Source organism: Bradyrhizobium sp. USDA3516 (assembly GCF_057651995.1).
Genome location: NZ_JBYGYN010000004.1, coordinates 506,818 through 522,569 on the forward strand (window position 1 = coordinate 506,818; position 15,752 = coordinate 522,569).

The window sequence follows — 15,752 nt, forward strand, 5'->3', positions numbered from 1 at the left end:
GCCCTGGGGACCCCCCCATGGCTCATACACCAACACATCCCGGTGAGCATCTCGCCGAAGAGCTGCGCGAACTCGGCATCACGGCCGCAGAGCTGTCGCGTCAGATCGACGTCCCTGTGAATCGCATCACCGGCATCATCAACGGGCAGCGCGGCATCACCGCTGACACGGCGCTGCGCCTGGGTCACTGGTTCGGCACCAGCCCGCAATTCTGGATGAACCTGCAACAGCAATATGAGCTGCGGCTGGCGGAGAAGGAGGTGGGCGCGCAGGTTGCGTCCCTGCCTCGCCGCGCCAATGCGCAGTCGACGCGAAAGCTTGGAAAAACCGCATGAGCCGCCGCATCAAAAGAATGAACCCAAAGCCGCGTTCGCGTGACGAGCGCGACGACTCGCGCCCGTTCAAGGCGCGTAGCGCCACGAAGGCCGGGCCGCGTCCGGGTGGCAAGCCCGGCGGTAAGCCGCCGCGCTTTGTCGGCGAGCGCGCCGAGCGGCGTCCGCCCAAAGCGGTCCAGGAGAGGCCTGCGCCTGAAAAGTCCGTCGAGGCGCTGCTGCCGACCAAGGTGCAGACCGTCACGGTCACGGCCGACGAGAACAACATGCGCGTCGACCGTTTCCTCGAAGCGCGCTTTCCCGGGCTGTCGTTCTCCCACATCCAGCGCGTCGTCCGCAAAGGCGAGCTGCGTGTCGACGGCAAGCGCGTCGACAGCAAGGACCGGCTGGAAGAGGGACAGAGCGTCCGCATTCCGCCGCTGAAGCTCGATGCGCCGAAGGTCGTCGGCGAGCTCTCGGACGCCGCACAGAAGACGCTCAAGGCGCTGAAGGAGATGACGATCTGGGAGGACGACGACGTCCTCGTCCTGAACAAGCCGGCCGGCCTTGCCGTGCAGGGCGGCTCGGGCATGACGCGGCACATCGACCAGATGCTGGAGGTGATGCGTGATGCCAAGGGTCAGAAGCCGCGCCTCGTCCACCGCATCGATCGCGAGACCTCGGGGTGTCTGCTGATCGCCAAGACGCGCTTTGCCGCCTCGCATCTGACCGGCGCGTTCCGCTCGCGTTCGGCGCGCAAGGTCTATTGGGCGCTGGTGCCGGGCCTGCCGAAGCCGAAGCAAGGCCGCATCTCGACCTTCCTTGCAAAGGAGGAGAGCGAGGACGACACCATCATGCGCATCGCCCAGCATGGCGATGAGGGCGCCAGCCACGCGGTGACGTACTACGCCGTGGTCGAGACCGCCGGCAACAAGCTGACCTGGGTCTCGCTGAAGCCGGTGACGGGCCGCACCCACCAGCTGCGCGCCCACATGGCCCATATCGGCCATCCCATCGTCGGCGATCCCAAATATTTCAACATCGAGAACTGGCAGCTGCCGGGCGGCCTGCAGAACCGGCTGCATCTGCTCGCACGCCGTATCGTCATTCCGCATCCGCGCGGCGGCGTGATCGACGCCACCGCGCCGTTGCCGCCGCACATGCAGCAGTCGTGGAACCTGCTGGGTCTGGACGCAACCAGATTTGATCCGATCGAGAACGCGCCGGAGGAGTAGGGGCTGAGCTCCGCTGTCAGCCGGGGTGCGGAAGCCGGCCTCCGCCGCGGCAGCCAAAATCCTGCCAACAAGGCCAACGACCGCAAGTTCCCTCATGCCCGCCGCTCGCTTTATCGGCCGCCGGTTTTATCTTAGAAGCCTAGCATCCAGCGACCGGGACCGAAAACTCACATGCGTGAATTGTTCGAAGAAGCAGCAAGCCAGCCCGCGCCGGATCCGCGGGAATCGGCGCGCGCGTCCGCGCGCATGCCGCTGCGCAAGCGCTTCTACAAGGAAGCCGGCGTCGCCGATGCCGAGGGCGGCTTCGCCGTCACTCTCGACGGCAAGCCGATCCGCACGCCCTCCGGCCGCCAGGTGGTGATCCCCTCGCGCGAACTCGCCGATGCGGTGGCCACCGAATGGGCAGCGCAAGGCGAGAAGATCGATCCCGTGACCATGCCTTTGACGCGCATCGCCAACAGCGTGGTCGAAGGCGTCATCGACCGCGTCGAGCTGGTCAGGGACGACCTCGCCAAATATTTCGAGTCCGACCTGCTGTTCTATCGCGCCGGCCATCCCGAGGGACTGGTCGCCCGCGAGGCCGCGCATTGGGATCCCGTGCTGTTCTGGGCGGCGCAGACGCTGGGTGCGCATTTCATCCTGTCCGAAGGCGTCATGCACGTGAAGCAGCCGGACGAGGCTTTGAAGGCCGCACGGGCCGCGCTGCCCGGCGATCCCTGGTCGGTCGCCGCGCTCCACATGGTCACCACCCTGACCGGCTCGGCGCTGCTCGCGCTGGCGCTGGACCAGGGCGTACGCGATGCCGACCAAGTCTGGGCCGCCGCCCATGTCGACGAGGACTGGAACGTGGAGCAATGGGGCGTGGACGAGGAGGCGGCTGCCCGGCGCGCCGCCCGGCTGAAGGATTTCCAGGCCGCCGTGACGGTTCTGGCGGCGGTGAAGACGCCGGCCGTCCCAGGTCCTTAACGAGAGGTTTACGACGCGGCGGTTACGGTAGCCGGCATTCCCTAAGGCTGCCGAGATGCCGACGCCGGTCACCTCCATCGCTCCCGTCAACGCCGCCAGCCGCCCGGCTGATGCGGCGACGCCGGATCTCGTGCTTCAAGCCGGCAGTGTCGTCGATGCCAGGGTGGTCAGCGTGCTCGCCGACAATCTGGTGCGGATCGCGATCGCCAACCTGGCGATGGACGTGATGTCTGAGGTGGCGCTGACGCCGGGACAGAACCTGCAGCTCGCGGTCTCCCAGAACAACGGCGCCATTCGCCTCGCGGTCATGAGCGGGGCAGGCGAGGCGGCGGGCGATCAGGTCACGCTGACGCCGCGGGCGGCCTCGCTGGTGGACAGCCCGCCGCTGGCGCCGTCGGTGGCCGCAGCTCGGAACACCCTGACGCCGTCCGAGCAGGCCGCCGTCGCAACGGCCTCTGCCGAGGCCGTGACCAAGCAGGGCAGCCAGGCGCCGCTGTTCGCCAACCTGGCCTCCGTCGTGACGAGCAGCAATCTGCCCGCAGGGCTGAAGCAGGCGGTGCTTGGTGTGCTGGCGCAGCAGACGCCGCTCAACGCCGCCCTCGACAGCGGCGATATCGAATCCGCGTTCCAGAAGTCCGGACTGTTTCTCGAGGCCTCATTGGCCGCAGGCACGACGCCGTCCTCCGGCGCGATCCCGGACTTGAAGGCCGCACTGCTGGTGTTGCGTCAGACCCTGGCATCGACCTCCGGCGCGATCGCGACGGGAGTGCCGCAGGCAACGGCGCAAGCTGTGGCGCTGCCGGCGAGTGCTGCGGCCACGACGCAGACCTCAGCCTCCGCGCTGGCGGGCGAGACGGCACAAGCGGCGTTGCCGGAACTCGCCCAACCGGCGCAAGCGCCGCGCGGCGCGCTCGCTGCCGCCGTGCTGTCCGATGTGGCGGGCAACCATCCGCAAGCCCTGCTGTCGCGAACCATGTCTGCCGGCCTTGCCGCGACCCTGCTGCAGGAGGTCGCGGAAAACCTGCCGCGCCTGACCGGCAACGTGCCGGGCTCCAACAAGTCCGTGCCGGACGCCCATGTCTTCGAGGCGGCCGCACACCCGACACCTCCGCCGGTCCGCGGTGCGCTGCCGGCGCCGCAGTCCGTCGCCGCGCCGTCGCTCGCGCCTGATACGCCGCTGGCTGCGACCGTGCATCGCCTGCTCGACGACACCGATGCCGCGATCGCGCGGCAGACGCTGCTGCAGATTGCCTCGCTCCCCGATCGCACCGACGCCGGCGGCCACCGCATCGATCCAGCCGCGCAGCAGTGGAATTTCGAGATTCCGTTCGCGACCCCGCAAGGTACCGCGATGGCGCAGTTCGAGATCTCGCGCGATGGCGGCAATGAGTCCGCCGATCCCGCCAAGCGCGCCTGGCGCGCGCGCTTCTCGCTCAATGTCGAGCCTGCGGGACCCGTGCATGCGCTGATCACGCTGAACGGCGACAAGACCTTCGTACGGATGTGGGCGGAGCGGCCGGCCACGGCGCAGCAGCTCCGCGCCGGCATCGGTGAGCTCAGCCAGGCCTTGACGAAGGCCGAGCTCAAGCCCGGCGATATCGTCGTCCGCGACGGCATGCCGCCGCCACCGGCGCCGGCTCGCGCCGGCCACTTCCTGGATCGCGCCACATGAGCGATCCCTCCAAGCTCGCGATCGCGCTGCATTACGAGAAGGGATCCGGCGCGCCCGTCGTTGTCGCCAAGGGCAAGGGCACGATCGGCGAGAAGATCGTCGAGATCGCCAAGGCCCACGACATTCCGATCGAGGAGAACGAGATCCTGGCCGGCGCGCTGTCGAAGGTCGAGCTCGGCGACGAGATCCCGCCGGACCTCTACAAGGCCGTCGCCGAGGTGCTGGTGTTCGTGCTGCGGCTGTCGGGCCGGGGACGCTGAGCGCTGTCATCGTTTGACCAGATATCGTCGGCATTGTAGCCGTCGCTTTCATCGTTTAACGGACACCGCCCTTGCTCACCCGCCGTTCCACCCTCGGCCTCCTCGCCGCAACCGCGATCCTGCCTGGACGCGCGCGCGCCCATGTCGCGCCGCCGCGCAATGAAATCCGCGACGCTCTTGCAAAGCGCTTCACCGACCTCGGCACGTCGGGCACCTTCGTCGGTTACAAGGTCGAGGACTATCTGATCGTCGCCAGCGACAACGAGCGCTCGGGCGAGGGCAAGTTGCCGGCTTCCACCTTCAAAATACCGAACTCGCTGATTGCGCTCGAGAGCGGCGTCGTCACGGATCCCGACAAGGACGTGTTTCCCTGGGACGGCGTCAAGCGCCCGATCGAGGCCTGGAACAAGGACCACACGCTACGCAGTGCGATTGCGGTCAGCGCTGTGCCGGTCTATCAGGAGATTGCGCGCCTCATTGGCGAGGCGCGCATGCAGCAATATGTCGACGCGTTCGACTACGGCAATCGCGACATCGGCGGCGGCATCGACCAGTTCTGGCTCACCGGGGCCTTGCGGATCGATCCGGTCGAGCAAGTCGATTTCGTCGACCGGCTGCGCCGCCGCGCGCTGCCGATTTCAAAGCGCAGCCAGGATCTCGTCGCCGACATCCTGCCGGCGACCAAGGTCGGCGACGCCGTCATTCGCGCCAAGTCCGGTCTCCTCGGCGCCGAGCGCGGCGAGCCGTCGCTCGGTTGGATGGTCGGCTGGGCCGAGAAGGGCGAGGCGCATACCGTGTTCGCGCTCAACATGGATTGCAAGGAGCCGCGCCACATCGAGGCTCGCATGACGCTGACCCAAGCCTGCCTTGCCGAGATCGGCGCGCTCTAGCGCTGTCGCGCTTGCGTCTCTCCAACGTCATTGCGAGGAGCTCTTGCGACGAAGCAATCCAGACTGTCTCCGCGACGGGATTCTGGATTGCTTCGCTGCGCTCGCAATGACGGAGCCGTCGCGCCCGCCTAGCCCAACTTGAACAGCGCCTGCACAAACTCCTCGACGGGCTTGCGCGCTTCAGCGGCAGTCTTCAGATTGCCGCCGACATGCGGATTGAGCTCGACACGGGCGCCCTCAGGCTTTGTCGACCCTCTTCGCCGTCAGCGCCCGGTCGATGGCGAAGCCGCCGATCTCGCTCATGGCCTGCGAGATCGGATCGCCGCGCCGGGCAAAGCCGCTGGAGAGATAATCGAACTGCGTCCGCGCCAGCCGCAGCACCTCGATCGGCACCGAGACCGCGGTCTCGTTGAAGCTGTCGACGGAGGCGCGCAAGCTGTCGAGCTCCGTCGTGAGCTTGCCGATATGTCTCTCGGCATGCTGCATCAGCTCGAGCAGCTTGCCGCGCTCGGCATCGAAGGCGGCGCGCTCGGCTGCGGTCGCAGTGGTGAGCTCGGCGAGCTGCGCCCGCAGCGCCGCGATCTGGCCGGCCATGGCGTCGGAGGCGAGTTCGGCGGACTCGCGCAGCTCGGCGTTGCGCGTGCTCTCTTCCTGCGCCTGATGATAGAGCCGCTCGGCCGACATCGCCCGCTGGCTCAGCGTCTCGATCATGCTGGCTGCGCGCAGCAGCATCTCGCCGTTCCGTCCCGACACCATGCCGGCCATGCGGCGCAGGAAGTCGATCGTTTCGGACGCTGGGTTCGGCGGCAAGGGGACGACCGTCGCGGACATCTCGGTGATGCCAGTAGGTAGATGCTGGAGCCAAGGCATGATGATCACCGCCGTACCGACTGGGCTCACGCAACATTCGGCGCCTGATCTGACTCGGAGCAAGCCTGAATCGGTCGGCCCGGTCAACCGGCCGGGCTGCCAAATTTGAGGTCAGGAGTCCTTCTGCCGCCCGATCCGCCCCAAATGGGTGAAGCCGAATCCGGCGGAATATTTCAGGCCGTAGCCGAGCGCCCGGTCGATGCCGATATGGGCAAGCCAGATCAGGGCGATGGAGAGGGTGAGGGGCGAGGCGAGGGCGAAGCCCAGCGTCAGCAGCGCCACCGGTGCCATGTAGCTGTGCGCGGCGTTGTAGACCATCGCGCCGAACCTGGCGTCGGACAGATAGGCCAGGAAGCTCAGATCGGGCACGAAGAACAGCAGGGCAAACACCAGCCACGACCCGTCCCAGGCCGCGTAGAGCGTCACCATCCCTGCAAACAGGGTCAGGCCCTCCAGCCGCAGCAGGATGTTGACGCCGCCTGTCGCAGCGCCCGTCTCGGCCGTTCCTTCGCTCACGCTCGCCTCCTGGGCAAAACTTTGTAATTCCTTGCGCTTTCCCGCTACGGCAGGGCTGCCCTGCGACCGCGAAAGCGGCTTTCCGGGCCGCAAAATGCCATGTTAGAACCCGCCCATCACTTAAGAACTGGCGGGAGCAAATGAAACACATCCTGGACGCCCTTGAAGATCGTCGTGCCGGCGCAAAGCTCGGCGGCGGGGAGAAGCGCATCGAGGCGCAGCACGCCCGCGGCAAGCTGACGGCCCGCGAGCGCATCGAGCTGTTGCTCGACAAGGGATCGTTCGAGGAATTCGACATGTTCGTCGAGCACCGCTCCACCGAGTTCGGCATGGAGAAGACCAAGGTGCCGGGCGACGGCGTCGTCACTGGCTGGGGCACCGTCAACGGCCGCAAGACATTCGTCTTCGCCAAGGACTTCACCGTGTTCGGCGGCTCGCTGTCCGAAACCCATGCGCTGAAGATCACGAAGCTGCAGGACATGGCGATGAAGGCGAGGGCGCCCATCATCGGCCTCTATGACGCCGGCGGCGCCCGCATCCAGGAAGGCGTCGCCGCGCTCGCCGGCTATTCCTACGTGTTCCGTCGCAATGTGCTCGCCTCGGGCGTGATCCCGCAGATCTCCGTGATCATGGGCCCCTGCGCCGGCGGCGACGTCTATTCGCCCGCCATGACCGACTTCATCTTCATGGTGAAGAACACCAGCTATATGTTCGTCACCGGCCCCGACGTCGTGAAGACCGTGACCAACGAGGTCGTCACGGCCGAGGAGCTGGGCGGTGCCTCGGTGCACGCGACGCGCTCCTCGATCGCCGACGGCGCCTTCGAGAACGACGTCGAGACGCTGTTGCAGATGCGCCGGCTGATCGACTTCCTGCCATCCAACAACACCGACGGCGTGCCGGAATGGCCGAGCTTCGATGACATCGAGCGGGTCGACATGTCGCTCGACACGCTGATCCCCGACAATCCGAACAAGCCCTACGACATGAAGGAGCTGATCCTCAAGGTCGTGGACGAGGGCGACTTCTTCGAGATCGCGGAGGCCTTCGCCAAGAACATCGTCACCGGCTTTGGCCGCATCGCGGGCCGCACCGTCGGCTTCGTCGCCAACCAGCCCATGGTGCTGGCCGGTGTGCTCGACAGCGACGCATCGCGGAAAGCCGCGCGCTTCGTCCGCTTTTGCGATGCCTTCAACATCCCGATCGTCACCTTCGTCGACGTGCCGGGATTCCTGCCCGGCACCGCGCAGGAATATGGCGGCCTGATCAAGCACGGCGCCAAGCTTCTCTTCGCCTATTCGCAGTGCACCGTGCCGCTCGTCACCATCATCACCCGCAAGGCCTATGGCGGCGCCTTCGACGTCATGGCCTCCAAGGAGATCGGCGCCGACATAAACTACGCCTGGCCCACCGCCCAGATCGCGGTGATGGGCGCCAAGGGCGCGGTCGAGATCATCTTCCGCAGCGACATCGGCGACCCCGACAAGATCGCCGCGCGCACCAAGGAATACGAGGACCGCTTCCTGTCGCCCTTCATCGCGGCCGAGCGTGGCTACATCGACGACGTCATCATGCCGCACTCGACCCGGAAGCGCATCGCCCGGGCGCTGGCGATGCTGAAAGACAAGAAGACGGAAATGCCGGCGAAGAAGCACGACAATTTGCCGTTGTGAGGGACTCACAGGCGCTTTATGGACCAAATCCGCATGGTGCCTCCGAACGGACTCGACTATATTGGGGCTATGACAGAAGTTCTCAAGAAGCTCATCGAAGCTGCCAAGACCGCCAATCCATCCCCGGAACACAGGGAGGAGCAGCGGCGCAGTTTCGTGTACGGCAATACTCATTTCGAGAATGCGCTCATTACGCGCGAAATGGTGGACCGTGAGGCCGAGAAGTTGGCCAAGGAAGAGAAATGACAAGAGAAGAGCGCGAACGGCGCGATAGCCGTGCGCTCGAACCTGAGTTGATTACGGATCCTCAGGAAAAGGCGGCGGCAGAAGCTCGAAATGGGTTCCGCCAGTACGACGCAGCTATTGGCGCGATTCAGGTGGCCATTGAGCGGGGCTCATTCAAGCTCCGTCCCTCACTCATGCTTGGCTTGCAGCGAGAGGCTTTGGCAGGCATCAGCTCCTATGCGGGAAACTACCGCCCCGGTGGCGTGCCATCGAGGGAAGCAAGCATGAGCCCGTCGGCGCACATCTGGTCCCAGAACTCGTTGAGGACATGTGCGATTACGTGAATGAACATTGGGAAGCCAGTACGCCGATCCACCTCGCGGCTTATGTCATGTGGCGGCTAAATTGGATTCATCCGTTCGCAGATGGAAATGGCCGTACCTCCCGAATCGTATCGTACGTTGTGCTTTCAGTTCGGGCCGGAGTACTTTTGCCGGGGACGCCGACGATCCCGGATCAAATCGTCGACAACCGAAAGCCCTATTTCGATGCCTTGGATGCGGCCGATTTGGCCTTTCGCGATGGTGGCCGGATCGATGTCTCGAAAATGGAAGAGCTGTTAGCTTCACTCTTAGCGAACCAGCTCGCGGAATTCTATAAATCGGTTGGGGGCAAGCTGCCTGGCTAAGACGTACTTGGCGCCCCTCCATCCGCAACCGAGCTCCTAGCTCTTGAATTCAATGATCGAAGACGATCCGACCGACGAAATCTCTGACATCGAAGATCGGATCGAGGCGCTCGCCGAGATCGCCGAACGCTGCCGCAAGTACATCCTGGCGTCCAAGATCGCGATCGGGGGAGGGGCGGTGCTGCTGCTGGTGACGATCTTCGGTCTGTTCGGCTTCGGTCAGACCGCGGCGCTCGGCTCGATCGCCCTGGTGCTGGGCGGGATCGTCTCGCTGGGCTCGAACATCAGCACGCTGCGGCAGACGGAGGAGGCCATCAGTGCTGCGGAGGCGCGGCGGGCGGCGTTGATCGGCAGCATCGATCTGCGCCTCGTCGCCGATGGGCCGCTGAAACTGATGTGAGGTGTAGGGTGGACTAGCGAAGCGTAATCCACCAAGGTATGCGTCATCGGATGGAGAAGTGGCGGATTACGCTATCGCTAATCCGCCCTACACATCGGACGCCTCCAGCGCCAGCAAGCCTCAGGCGGCCTGCTTGACCGTCAGCTCCGACAATTCGGCGCGGCATTCGGCGGCGTAGGCCTGGAGCCGATCGGCGGTCTGCCGGTCGAGGATGGCCTTGGCCAGCCGCTCGGCGCGGGCGATCTGTCGCTTGAGATATTCGATGCGGACCATGGGTCACCTGTCGAATTGAATCGTTCCACTGCCGGCGACTCTATGCCAGCCGCAGGATCCATTATGTGAGGCACATCACGCCCCGCGCGCCTTATCCGCCGCAGCGAAATGCGCCAGCTGGTCGGCGTGGGCTTTGGCAAACGCCGGACGTCCGGTCGCGCGCGCGACGTAGGCGCGGCAGGCAGGACTGTCCGTCAGCCCGTTGAAACCATCGACAACGCGCAGCACGTCCGCCATCAGGATGTCGGCGACGGAGAAGGAGCCCGCCAGCCATTCGCGGCTGCCCAGCACCGGCTCGAGATGCTTGAGCCGAAGCTTGAGGAAGTCGTCCACGAACTTCCACGCCGCCGTGTCGGTCGGATGTCCCATGAATTTCGACATGCCCCAGGGCAGGCTGGCCATCTCCACCGAATTGAGCGCCGCGAACGCCCATTTCGTCGCTTCAGTGCGGCCGCGCGGGTCCTTTGGCATCAGCCTCTCGCTGAGGCCGCCGAGATGCAGCAGGATCGCGCCGGTCTCGAAGATCGAGAGCTCGCCGTCGGTCAGCCACGGCACCTGGCCGAACGGCTGGTAGGCGAAGTGCGCAGATCCGCGGTCGTCGAACGGTACGCTGGCAACGCGATAGGGCAAGGCGGCCTCTTCGAGGGCCCAGCGCACGCGGAAGTCGCGTACGAAGCCTCGCGGCGCTGCGGGAACCCAGTCGAAGGTGGTCAGGGTGAGGTCGGCCATTTGCTGTCTCCGTTCTCCCGGTTCATTGCAAAGGACGAACGAAGGGCGCCCATTCCGACACCGGCGGCGACTCTTTTTGTCGCCGGCGGCTTAACCGGTTAGGCTCGCGTCAAACAACAGGAGGAAATCCGATGCCAGCAGCCTTCTTCGTCGTTCGCGCCGTCGTTCCCGACGCCGAAAGGCGCGCTGCTTTCAACCGTTGGTACGAGACGGAACATCTGCCCGACGCGGTGAAGGCTTTCGGCGTGAGCAAGGCGTGGCGATTCTGGAGCCTGGACGATCCCTCGCTGCACCAGGCGATGTATCAGTTCGATGACGAGGCCAAGCTGAACGCGATGCTGAAAGGTGACGCGCTAAAGAAGCTTGTCGCCGATTTCAACCGCGACTGGCCCGACGTGAAGCGCACGCGCGAGACGCTGGTGCTGGCGCAGGAGTTCGCGACGTAGCGAGGTCCTGTAACCCGGACGAAGTTACGAATTCTTCATCTCGGCTCGCATGAATCTGAACGCTGGCTTCAGCTTCGGTTCATGGCGTTGCGGCGACATTCCTTCTGCATCACCTGCACGATGATCCAAGAAGGAAGAAACGATGGAGCGCCGGAACTTTTTGAAACTTGCTTTGGGATTGACGGCGGGCGCCGCGGCCTTCGCCGCGACTACCGCGCAGGCCGCGCCGCTGTCACCGCAGCCGCCCGCTGATCCCGCCCGCACGCCGCAAGGCAATGCCGATGCTCATCCTGCGGTCACCACCAGCGAGGAAGCTGCGCAGCTCGCTCCCGAGCAGGTTCACTGGCGCGGGCGTGGCCGCCACTGGGGCTGGCACCGCCGTCATTGGCGCCGGCATCGCCGGCGCTGGCACCGTCGCCATTATTGGTAAGCTCGCGACCATTCGCGGACTCGACGGGGATCGCCGCTGGCGGTCCCCGTTTCGATTTGGGAAGCGCTCCGGTTCCACCGCGGTGAATCGTCAGCGGAAAAAAATGGCCGCGCAGGCTTTCGCCGCGCGGCCATTCTGCAACGGAATGGAGAAGTTCAGTACGGGCGGCAGCGACCGGCGTACCAGCGGAAGCCGTAGGGGCACACGCGCGCACGGGGCACGACGACGACGGGCGGGGCGACCACCACGGGGGCGGGCCGCACGACCACCGCGCCACGCATCGGGCGGCACTGACCATAGGGGCCGCGATAAAACCCTCGGCCACAGCCCTCGGCGGCGCTGGCCGCCTCGCCGAAACCGACGACGGCCGCGCTGGCGAGCATGACGGCGGCTAACAGGTATTTCATTTTTGATCTTCCTTCTTGTCCTTTGGGGGCAGGCTTCGGGGAATGGCGCTTGCGGGCGCACAATGAATCAAGAGAGTCGATTCGACACGTTAAATCGGGGACGTGCCGAAACCTCGCGATCCAAACCTGCCAATCATGACCTGAATGCGGCATGAACGTTCCCCGCATTTGGTCTCGGACGACACGCGAATGTCGCTATCGGCCGAGAAAGCCCAGCACCAGTTCCTTGTACGTCTCCGGTGCCTCAAGGAACACGAGATGGCCGGTGTCGGGGATCACCTCGGCCCGCGCGTTCGGCATCTTCGCAGCGAGCTGCTTCGCAAGCTCTGCGTTCTGCCCCATCTTGGCCCGCAGCGCCTCCGGCGCGAGCGGCCGGCCCGGCGCGTTGTGGTCGTCCGCGCCCATGATGAACAGAATAGGTGTCGCGATCAGCGGGATCTCGTGCGCTACCGGCTCACGATAGATCATCTGGCCGGAAGAGACGAAGGCGCGCAGCCAGCGCGGATAGTCCGGGCTGCCCTTGATGTTGAAGCGGGCCTCGATGAACGGCGTGATCGCCTCGGCCGGCAGCTTGATCGCGTAATTGGTCTGGAGCTGCTTGCGGTAGCCTTCCGCCGTGAGCTTGTCCTCGGTCTCGATCATCTTCTCGGTCGGCGTCGGCGGCACGTAGAGGCGGTAGTCCTCGAGGCCGATCGGCGCGGTCAGCACGAGATGGGCGAGGCGGTCGGGATAGGCGCGGGCGATGCGCACCCCTAACATGCCGCCGAGCGAATGCGCGACGATCTCGGCCTTGTCGATCTTGAGGTGATCGAGCAGCGCAATGGTGTTGCGCGCCAGATTGTCGAAATGCAGCTCGCCCTGCGGCTTGGAGGACTTGCCGAAGCCGACCTGGTCCGGAACCACGACGCGAAAGCCGGCCTCGCTCAGCATCTTGATCACAGGCGCCCAATAGCTCGACGGAAAATTGCGCCCGTGCAGCAGCACGACGGTGCGGCCGTTCGGCCGTGCCGCGGCGACATCCATATAGGCCATGTTGAGCTGCTCGCCGTCGTTGACAACGGGGAGCAAGTGCACGGGGTAGGGGTAGGCAAAGCCTTCGAGCGCGATGCCGTAGGGCTCGCGCGATGCCGTCTCGGCGGCGTGGGTCGATGCGAGTGGGGAAACGAGAAGGGCGGCGGCGAGCGCGGCCAGGAAGATGCGGTTCATCACAGTCTCCGTCATGCCCGGGCTTGTCCCGGGCATCCACGTGCCAGCCGCAGTAAAGACGTGGATGGCCGGGTCAAGCCCGGCCATGACGAGAGTGCGCATTCACACGCAAACGTGTGATTTCACGCAGCCTGTGTGATCAGTCCTTCCCACCGCCGAACAGCGCAGCGAACTGTTTCTCGCCGGTACGGGTGAAATTCACGACGCGGCTGCCGGGCGTGGGATCGCGCGCGGCCCATTTCAGCTCGGCGAAGCGCTGCATCATGGCCGCGCCCAACGTGCCGGCGAGGTGGTGCCGCCGCTCGCTCCAGTCGAGGCAGGCCTTGCACACCGGGCGGCGCGGATGGCTGAGCATGTCGGGCGAGATCTGCAAGTGCTTGGCCAGAAAGCGCTCGCCCTCGGCCGTCAACTCGATCTCCTGCTTCCTCTGCCTGACCAGATGCCGCTCGCGCAAGGAGTCCAGCATCTGCACCCCGAGGTCGCCGGCGAGATGGTCGTAGCAGATCCGCGCGCGCCGCAGCGCCGGATCCTTCGGCCCGGTGCGCACGCGCATATGGCCGGTCCGCGCGGCAAGGCCGGCGAGTCCCTCGAGCACGCCGGCAACGTCGTCGTCGGTGAGGCGGTAATAGCGGTGGCGGCCCTGCTTCTCCGGCTCGATCAGCCCGCCAGCCTCGAGCTTCGACAGATGCGAGCTCGCGGTCTGCGGCGTGATGCCGGCCTCCTGAGCCAGCTCGCTCGCGGTGAGCGCACGGCCGTTCATCAGCGCCGTGAGCATGTTGGCGCGGGCGGGGTCGCCCACCAGCGAGGCGACCATGGCGATGTCGGGTCCCGATTTCATGCTTCGATGGTAGCCGAAGCGTTGGTGTCGGGCAAGGGCGTAGCGTGTCACCAAGTCGTCATTGCGAGCGTAGCGAAGCAATCCAGACTGCGTCCGCGGAGGGACTCCTGGATTGCTTCGCTACGCTCGCAATGACGGCGAAAACAAAGGAGCCCATCATGTCCGTCACCGTCTTCATCCGCTACCAGCTCGATCCGTTCAAGCGCGCGCAGTTCGAGGAATATTCGAAGCGCTGGCTCACCATCATCCCGAGATGTGGCGGCGAGTTGATCGGCTACTTCATGCCGCATGAGGGCACCAACAACATCGCGTCCGCCCTGATCTCGTTCGAGAGCCTGGCCGCCTATGAGACCTATCGCAAACGGCTGCGCGCCGATCTCGACGGCATGGCAAACTTCAACTTTGCCGAGGCGGAGAAATTCATCCTCGCCGAAGAACGCACCTTCCTGCGCAAGGTGGTATTGTAGGCCCGCCAACAGCAGGAGACGCCCATGATCGCCGTGATCTTCGAAGTCTGGCCCAAGCCGGAACACCGCCAGGACTATTTCGACCTCGCAGCCGATCTGAAGCCGCTACTGCAGACCATCGACGGCTTCATCTCGGTCGAGCGCTTCGAGAGCCTGACCGAGAAGGGCAAGATCCTGTCGGTGTCGTTCTGGCGGGATGAAGCGGCCGTCCAGGCCTGGCGCAACACGATGGAGCACCGCCGCACCCAGGCTAGGGGCAGGGCGCAGATCTTCGCCGATTATCACTTACGCATCGCCAGCGTGATCCGGGACTACAGCATGGCCGACCGCGAGCAGGCCCCGAAGGACAGCCGCGCCGTGCACGATGCGCACTAGCGGACTCGAAAACACAGCCTTATCTCTGCGCGGCCAACAAGGGAGAGAAACATGCACGTGACGACCGCTGACAAGCGCGCGACGTTCAGGAAGATGCACGAAAGCGGCTGCTTCATCCTGCCCAATCCGGTCGATGTCGGCACTGCGAAGGCCTTGCAGCATCTCGGTTTCAAGGCGATCGCGTCATCGAGCGCGGGCTTTGCCTGGGCCATCGGCAAGGCCGACAATCACGTCACCGTCGAGGACGTCTGTCAGCATCTGGCAGCATTGAGCTCGGCCGTCGACATCCCCGTGAACGCCGATTTCGAGGGCGGCTTCGCGGTCGAGCCCGACAAGGTCGCCGATAATGTCGAGCGCGGCGTGCGCACCGGCGTCGCGGGCCTGTCGATCGAGGACTCCACCGGCGACAAGGACAAGCCGCTCTACGACCGTGCGCTGGCCGTCGAGCGCATCAAGGCCTCGCGCAAGGCGATCGGCGACAGCGGCACGCTGCTGGTCGGCCGGTGCGAGGCGTATCTGTGGGGCGTGACCGATCTCAAGCTCGTCATCGACCGGCTCACCGCCTATGCCGATGCCGGCGCCGACTGCCTCTACGCGCCGGGCCTGAAGAGCCGCGAGGACATCGCCGCGGTGGTGAAGGCTGTCGCACCGAAGCCGTTCAATCTTCTGATCGGCGGTTCCGGCCTGTCGTTGCAGGAAGCCGAGGATCTCGGCGTGCGCCGCATCAGCGTCGGCGGCTCGCTCGCCCGCGCCGCCTGGGGCGGCTTCATGCGCGCGGCCAAGGAGATGGCGGAGAAGGGCACCTTCACCGAGCTCAGCGGCGGCTATCCCGGCGGCGAGCTCAACAAGATGTTCGGCTAGCAAAAAAGAAAAAG

At 65.3% G+C, this 15,752-nt stretch carries 23 protein-coding genes; 16 read left to right on the forward strand and 7 right to left on the reverse strand.

Annotated elements, in window-relative coordinates; genetic code table 11:
* Nucleotides 1-17 precede the first annotated feature (17 nt).
* The 6 genes from AC24YW_RS16845 (at nucleotide 18) to blaOXA (ending at nucleotide 5,334) form a co-directional block, all read left to right on the forward strand.
* Complete coding sequence (locus tag AC24YW_RS16845) at nucleotides 18-335, forward strand: HigA family addiction module antitoxin (RefSeq protein WP_128264723.1); 318 nt, start codon at nucleotides 18-20, stop codon at nucleotides 333-335.
* A complete protein-coding gene (locus AC24YW_RS16850; RefSeq protein ID WP_487483767.1) occupies nucleotides 332-1,546 on the forward strand; it encodes an RluA family pseudouridine synthase in 1,215 nt (404 codons plus the stop codon). The genes AC24YW_RS16845 and AC24YW_RS16850 overlap by 4 nt, the downstream gene beginning before the upstream one ends.
* Before the next feature lie 171 nt (nucleotides 1,547-1,717).
* Nucleotides 1,718-2,512, forward strand: coding sequence for an ATP12 family chaperone protein (locus AC24YW_RS16855; RefSeq protein ID WP_487483768.1), 795 nt, complete (start codon nucleotides 1,718-1,720; stop codon nucleotides 2,510-2,512).
* Nucleotides 2,513-2,567: 55 nt separating this feature from the next.
* On the forward strand, nucleotides 2,568-4,184 hold the full coding sequence (fliK, locus tag AC24YW_RS16860; RefSeq protein ID WP_487483769.1) for a flagellar hook-length control protein FliK: 1,617 nt from the start codon (nucleotides 2,568-2,570) through the stop codon (nucleotides 4,182-4,184).
* Entirely contained in the window at nucleotides 4,181-4,444 is a 264-nt protein-coding gene (locus AC24YW_RS16865) for an EscU/YscU/HrcU family type III secretion system export apparatus switch protein (protein ID WP_487483770.1), read from the forward strand. The genes fliK and AC24YW_RS16865 overlap by 4 nt, the downstream gene beginning before the upstream one ends.
* Nucleotides 4,445-4,515: 71 nt before the next feature.
* Complete coding sequence (blaOXA, locus tag AC24YW_RS16870; protein ID WP_487483771.1) at nucleotides 4,516-5,334, forward strand: class D beta-lactamase; 819 nt, start codon at nucleotides 4,516-4,518, stop codon at nucleotides 5,332-5,334.
* Nucleotides 5,335-5,571: 237 nt separating this feature from the next.
* Here blaOXA and AC24YW_RS16875 read toward each other — a convergent pair whose 3' ends face one another.
* Together AC24YW_RS16875 and AC24YW_RS16880 are read right to left on the reverse strand one after the other, a co-directional pair.
* Nucleotides 5,572-6,165 (reverse strand): hypothetical protein, encoded by a 594-nt coding sequence (locus tag AC24YW_RS16875; protein ID WP_487483806.1) that lies wholly within the window; start codon nucleotides 6,163-6,165, stop codon nucleotides 5,572-5,574.
* A gap of 150 nt (nucleotides 6,166-6,315) precedes the next feature.
* A complete protein-coding gene (locus AC24YW_RS16880) occupies nucleotides 6,316-6,720 on the reverse strand; it encodes a DUF4260 domain-containing protein (RefSeq protein WP_128264730.1) in 405 nt (134 codons plus the stop codon).
* A 140-nt stretch (nucleotides 6,721-6,860) separates the two neighbouring features.
* Here AC24YW_RS16880 and AC24YW_RS16885 point away from each other — a divergent pair, with 140 nt between their 5' ends.
* Genes AC24YW_RS16885 through AC24YW_RS16905 form a run of 5 tightly spaced genes read left to right on the forward strand, consistent with a single transcriptional unit; the run spans nucleotide 6,861 to nucleotide 9,706 of the window.
* Entirely contained in the window at nucleotides 6,861-8,393 is a 1,533-nt protein-coding gene (locus AC24YW_RS16885; protein ID WP_487483772.1) for an acyl-CoA carboxylase subunit beta, read from the forward strand.
* A gap of 18 nt (nucleotides 8,394-8,411) precedes the next feature.
* The gene (locus AC24YW_RS16890) at nucleotides 8,412-8,639 is read left to right on the forward strand and encodes a hypothetical protein (protein ID WP_487483773.1); all 228 of its coding nucleotides are present in this window, start codon (nucleotides 8,412-8,414) and stop codon (nucleotides 8,637-8,639) included.
* On the forward strand, nucleotides 8,636-8,962 hold the full coding sequence (locus AC24YW_RS16895) for a hypothetical protein (RefSeq protein ID WP_487483774.1): 327 nt from the start codon (nucleotides 8,636-8,638) through the stop codon (nucleotides 8,960-8,962). Before AC24YW_RS16890 ends, AC24YW_RS16895 begins: the two co-directional genes overlap by 4 nt.
* Nucleotides 8,887-9,306 (forward strand): Fic family protein, encoded by a 420-nt coding sequence (locus AC24YW_RS16900; RefSeq protein WP_487483807.1) that lies wholly within the window; start codon nucleotides 8,887-8,889, stop codon nucleotides 9,304-9,306. The genes AC24YW_RS16895 and AC24YW_RS16900 overlap by 76 nt, the downstream gene beginning before the upstream one ends.
* A 52-nt stretch (nucleotides 9,307-9,358) precedes the next feature.
* Nucleotides 9,359-9,706, forward strand: coding sequence for a hypothetical protein (locus AC24YW_RS16905; protein ID WP_487483775.1), 348 nt, complete (start codon nucleotides 9,359-9,361; stop codon nucleotides 9,704-9,706).
* A gap of 120 nt (nucleotides 9,707-9,826) precedes the next feature.
* Here AC24YW_RS16905 and AC24YW_RS16910 read toward each other — a convergent pair whose 3' ends face one another.
* Both AC24YW_RS16910 and AC24YW_RS16915 read right to left on the reverse strand, forming a co-directional pair.
* The gene (locus AC24YW_RS16910; RefSeq protein WP_193374987.1) at nucleotides 9,827-9,979 is read right to left on the reverse strand and encodes a hypothetical protein; all 153 of its coding nucleotides are present in this window, start codon (nucleotides 9,977-9,979) and stop codon (nucleotides 9,827-9,829) included.
* A gap of 75 nt (nucleotides 9,980-10,054) precedes the next feature.
* Nucleotides 10,055-10,708 (reverse strand): glutathione S-transferase family protein, encoded by a 654-nt coding sequence (locus AC24YW_RS16915; RefSeq protein ID WP_487483776.1) that lies wholly within the window; start codon nucleotides 10,706-10,708, stop codon nucleotides 10,055-10,057.
* 131 nt (nucleotides 10,709-10,839) lie between these two features.
* On the opposite strand from AC24YW_RS16915, the gene AC24YW_RS16920 reads away from it, so the two are divergent.
* Both AC24YW_RS16920 and AC24YW_RS16925 read left to right on the forward strand, forming a co-directional pair.
* Nucleotides 10,840-11,154, forward strand: coding sequence for a hypothetical protein (locus AC24YW_RS16920; protein ID WP_487483777.1), 315 nt, complete (start codon nucleotides 10,840-10,842; stop codon nucleotides 11,152-11,154).
* Nucleotides 11,155-11,296: 142 nt separating this feature from the next.
* Entirely contained in the window at nucleotides 11,297-11,584 is a 288-nt protein-coding gene (locus AC24YW_RS16925) for a twin-arginine translocation signal domain-containing protein (protein ID WP_487483778.1), read from the forward strand.
* Nucleotides 11,585-11,739: 155 nt separating this feature from the next.
* Here AC24YW_RS16925 and AC24YW_RS16930 read toward each other — a convergent pair whose 3' ends face one another.
* The 3 genes from AC24YW_RS16930 to AC24YW_RS16940 all read right to left on the reverse strand — a co-directional run bounded on the left by AC24YW_RS16930 (nucleotide 11,740) and on the right by AC24YW_RS16940 (nucleotide 14,035).
* A complete protein-coding gene (locus tag AC24YW_RS16930) occupies nucleotides 11,740-11,991 on the reverse strand; it encodes a GCG_CRPN prefix-to-repeats domain-containing protein (protein ID WP_487483779.1) in 252 nt (83 codons plus the stop codon).
* A 195-nt stretch (nucleotides 11,992-12,186) separates the two neighbouring features.
* A complete protein-coding gene (locus AC24YW_RS16935; RefSeq protein ID WP_487483808.1) occupies nucleotides 12,187-13,197 on the reverse strand; it encodes an alpha/beta fold hydrolase in 1,011 nt (336 codons plus the stop codon).
* A gap of 139 nt (nucleotides 13,198-13,336) precedes the next feature.
* The gene (locus AC24YW_RS16940; protein WP_275514157.1) at nucleotides 13,337-14,035 is read right to left on the reverse strand and encodes a winged helix-turn-helix domain-containing protein; all 699 of its coding nucleotides are present in this window, start codon (nucleotides 14,033-14,035) and stop codon (nucleotides 13,337-13,339) included.
* A gap of 158 nt (nucleotides 14,036-14,193) precedes the next feature.
* On the opposite strand from AC24YW_RS16940, the gene AC24YW_RS16945 reads away from it, so the two are divergent.
* Genes AC24YW_RS16945 through AC24YW_RS16955 form a run of 3 tightly spaced genes read left to right on the forward strand, consistent with a single transcriptional unit; the run spans nucleotide 14,194 to nucleotide 15,738 of the window.
* Nucleotides 14,194-14,502: an NIPSNAP family protein gene (locus AC24YW_RS16945; RefSeq protein ID WP_487483780.1), complete on the forward strand. Its 309-nt coding sequence runs from the start codon at nucleotides 14,194-14,196 to the stop codon at nucleotides 14,500-14,502.
* A 24-nt stretch (nucleotides 14,503-14,526) separates the two neighbouring features.
* Nucleotides 14,527-14,877 carry an antibiotic biosynthesis monooxygenase family protein gene (locus AC24YW_RS16950; RefSeq protein WP_487483781.1) on the forward strand — a complete coding sequence of 117 codons (351 nt, stop codon included), beginning with the start codon at nucleotides 14,527-14,529 and terminating at the stop codon, nucleotides 14,875-14,877.
* Nucleotides 14,878-14,928: 51 nt separating this feature from the next.
* A complete protein-coding gene (locus AC24YW_RS16955) occupies nucleotides 14,929-15,738 on the forward strand; it encodes an isocitrate lyase/PEP mutase family protein (RefSeq protein WP_487483782.1) in 810 nt (269 codons plus the stop codon).
* Nucleotides 15,739-15,752 lie beyond the last annotated feature (14 nt).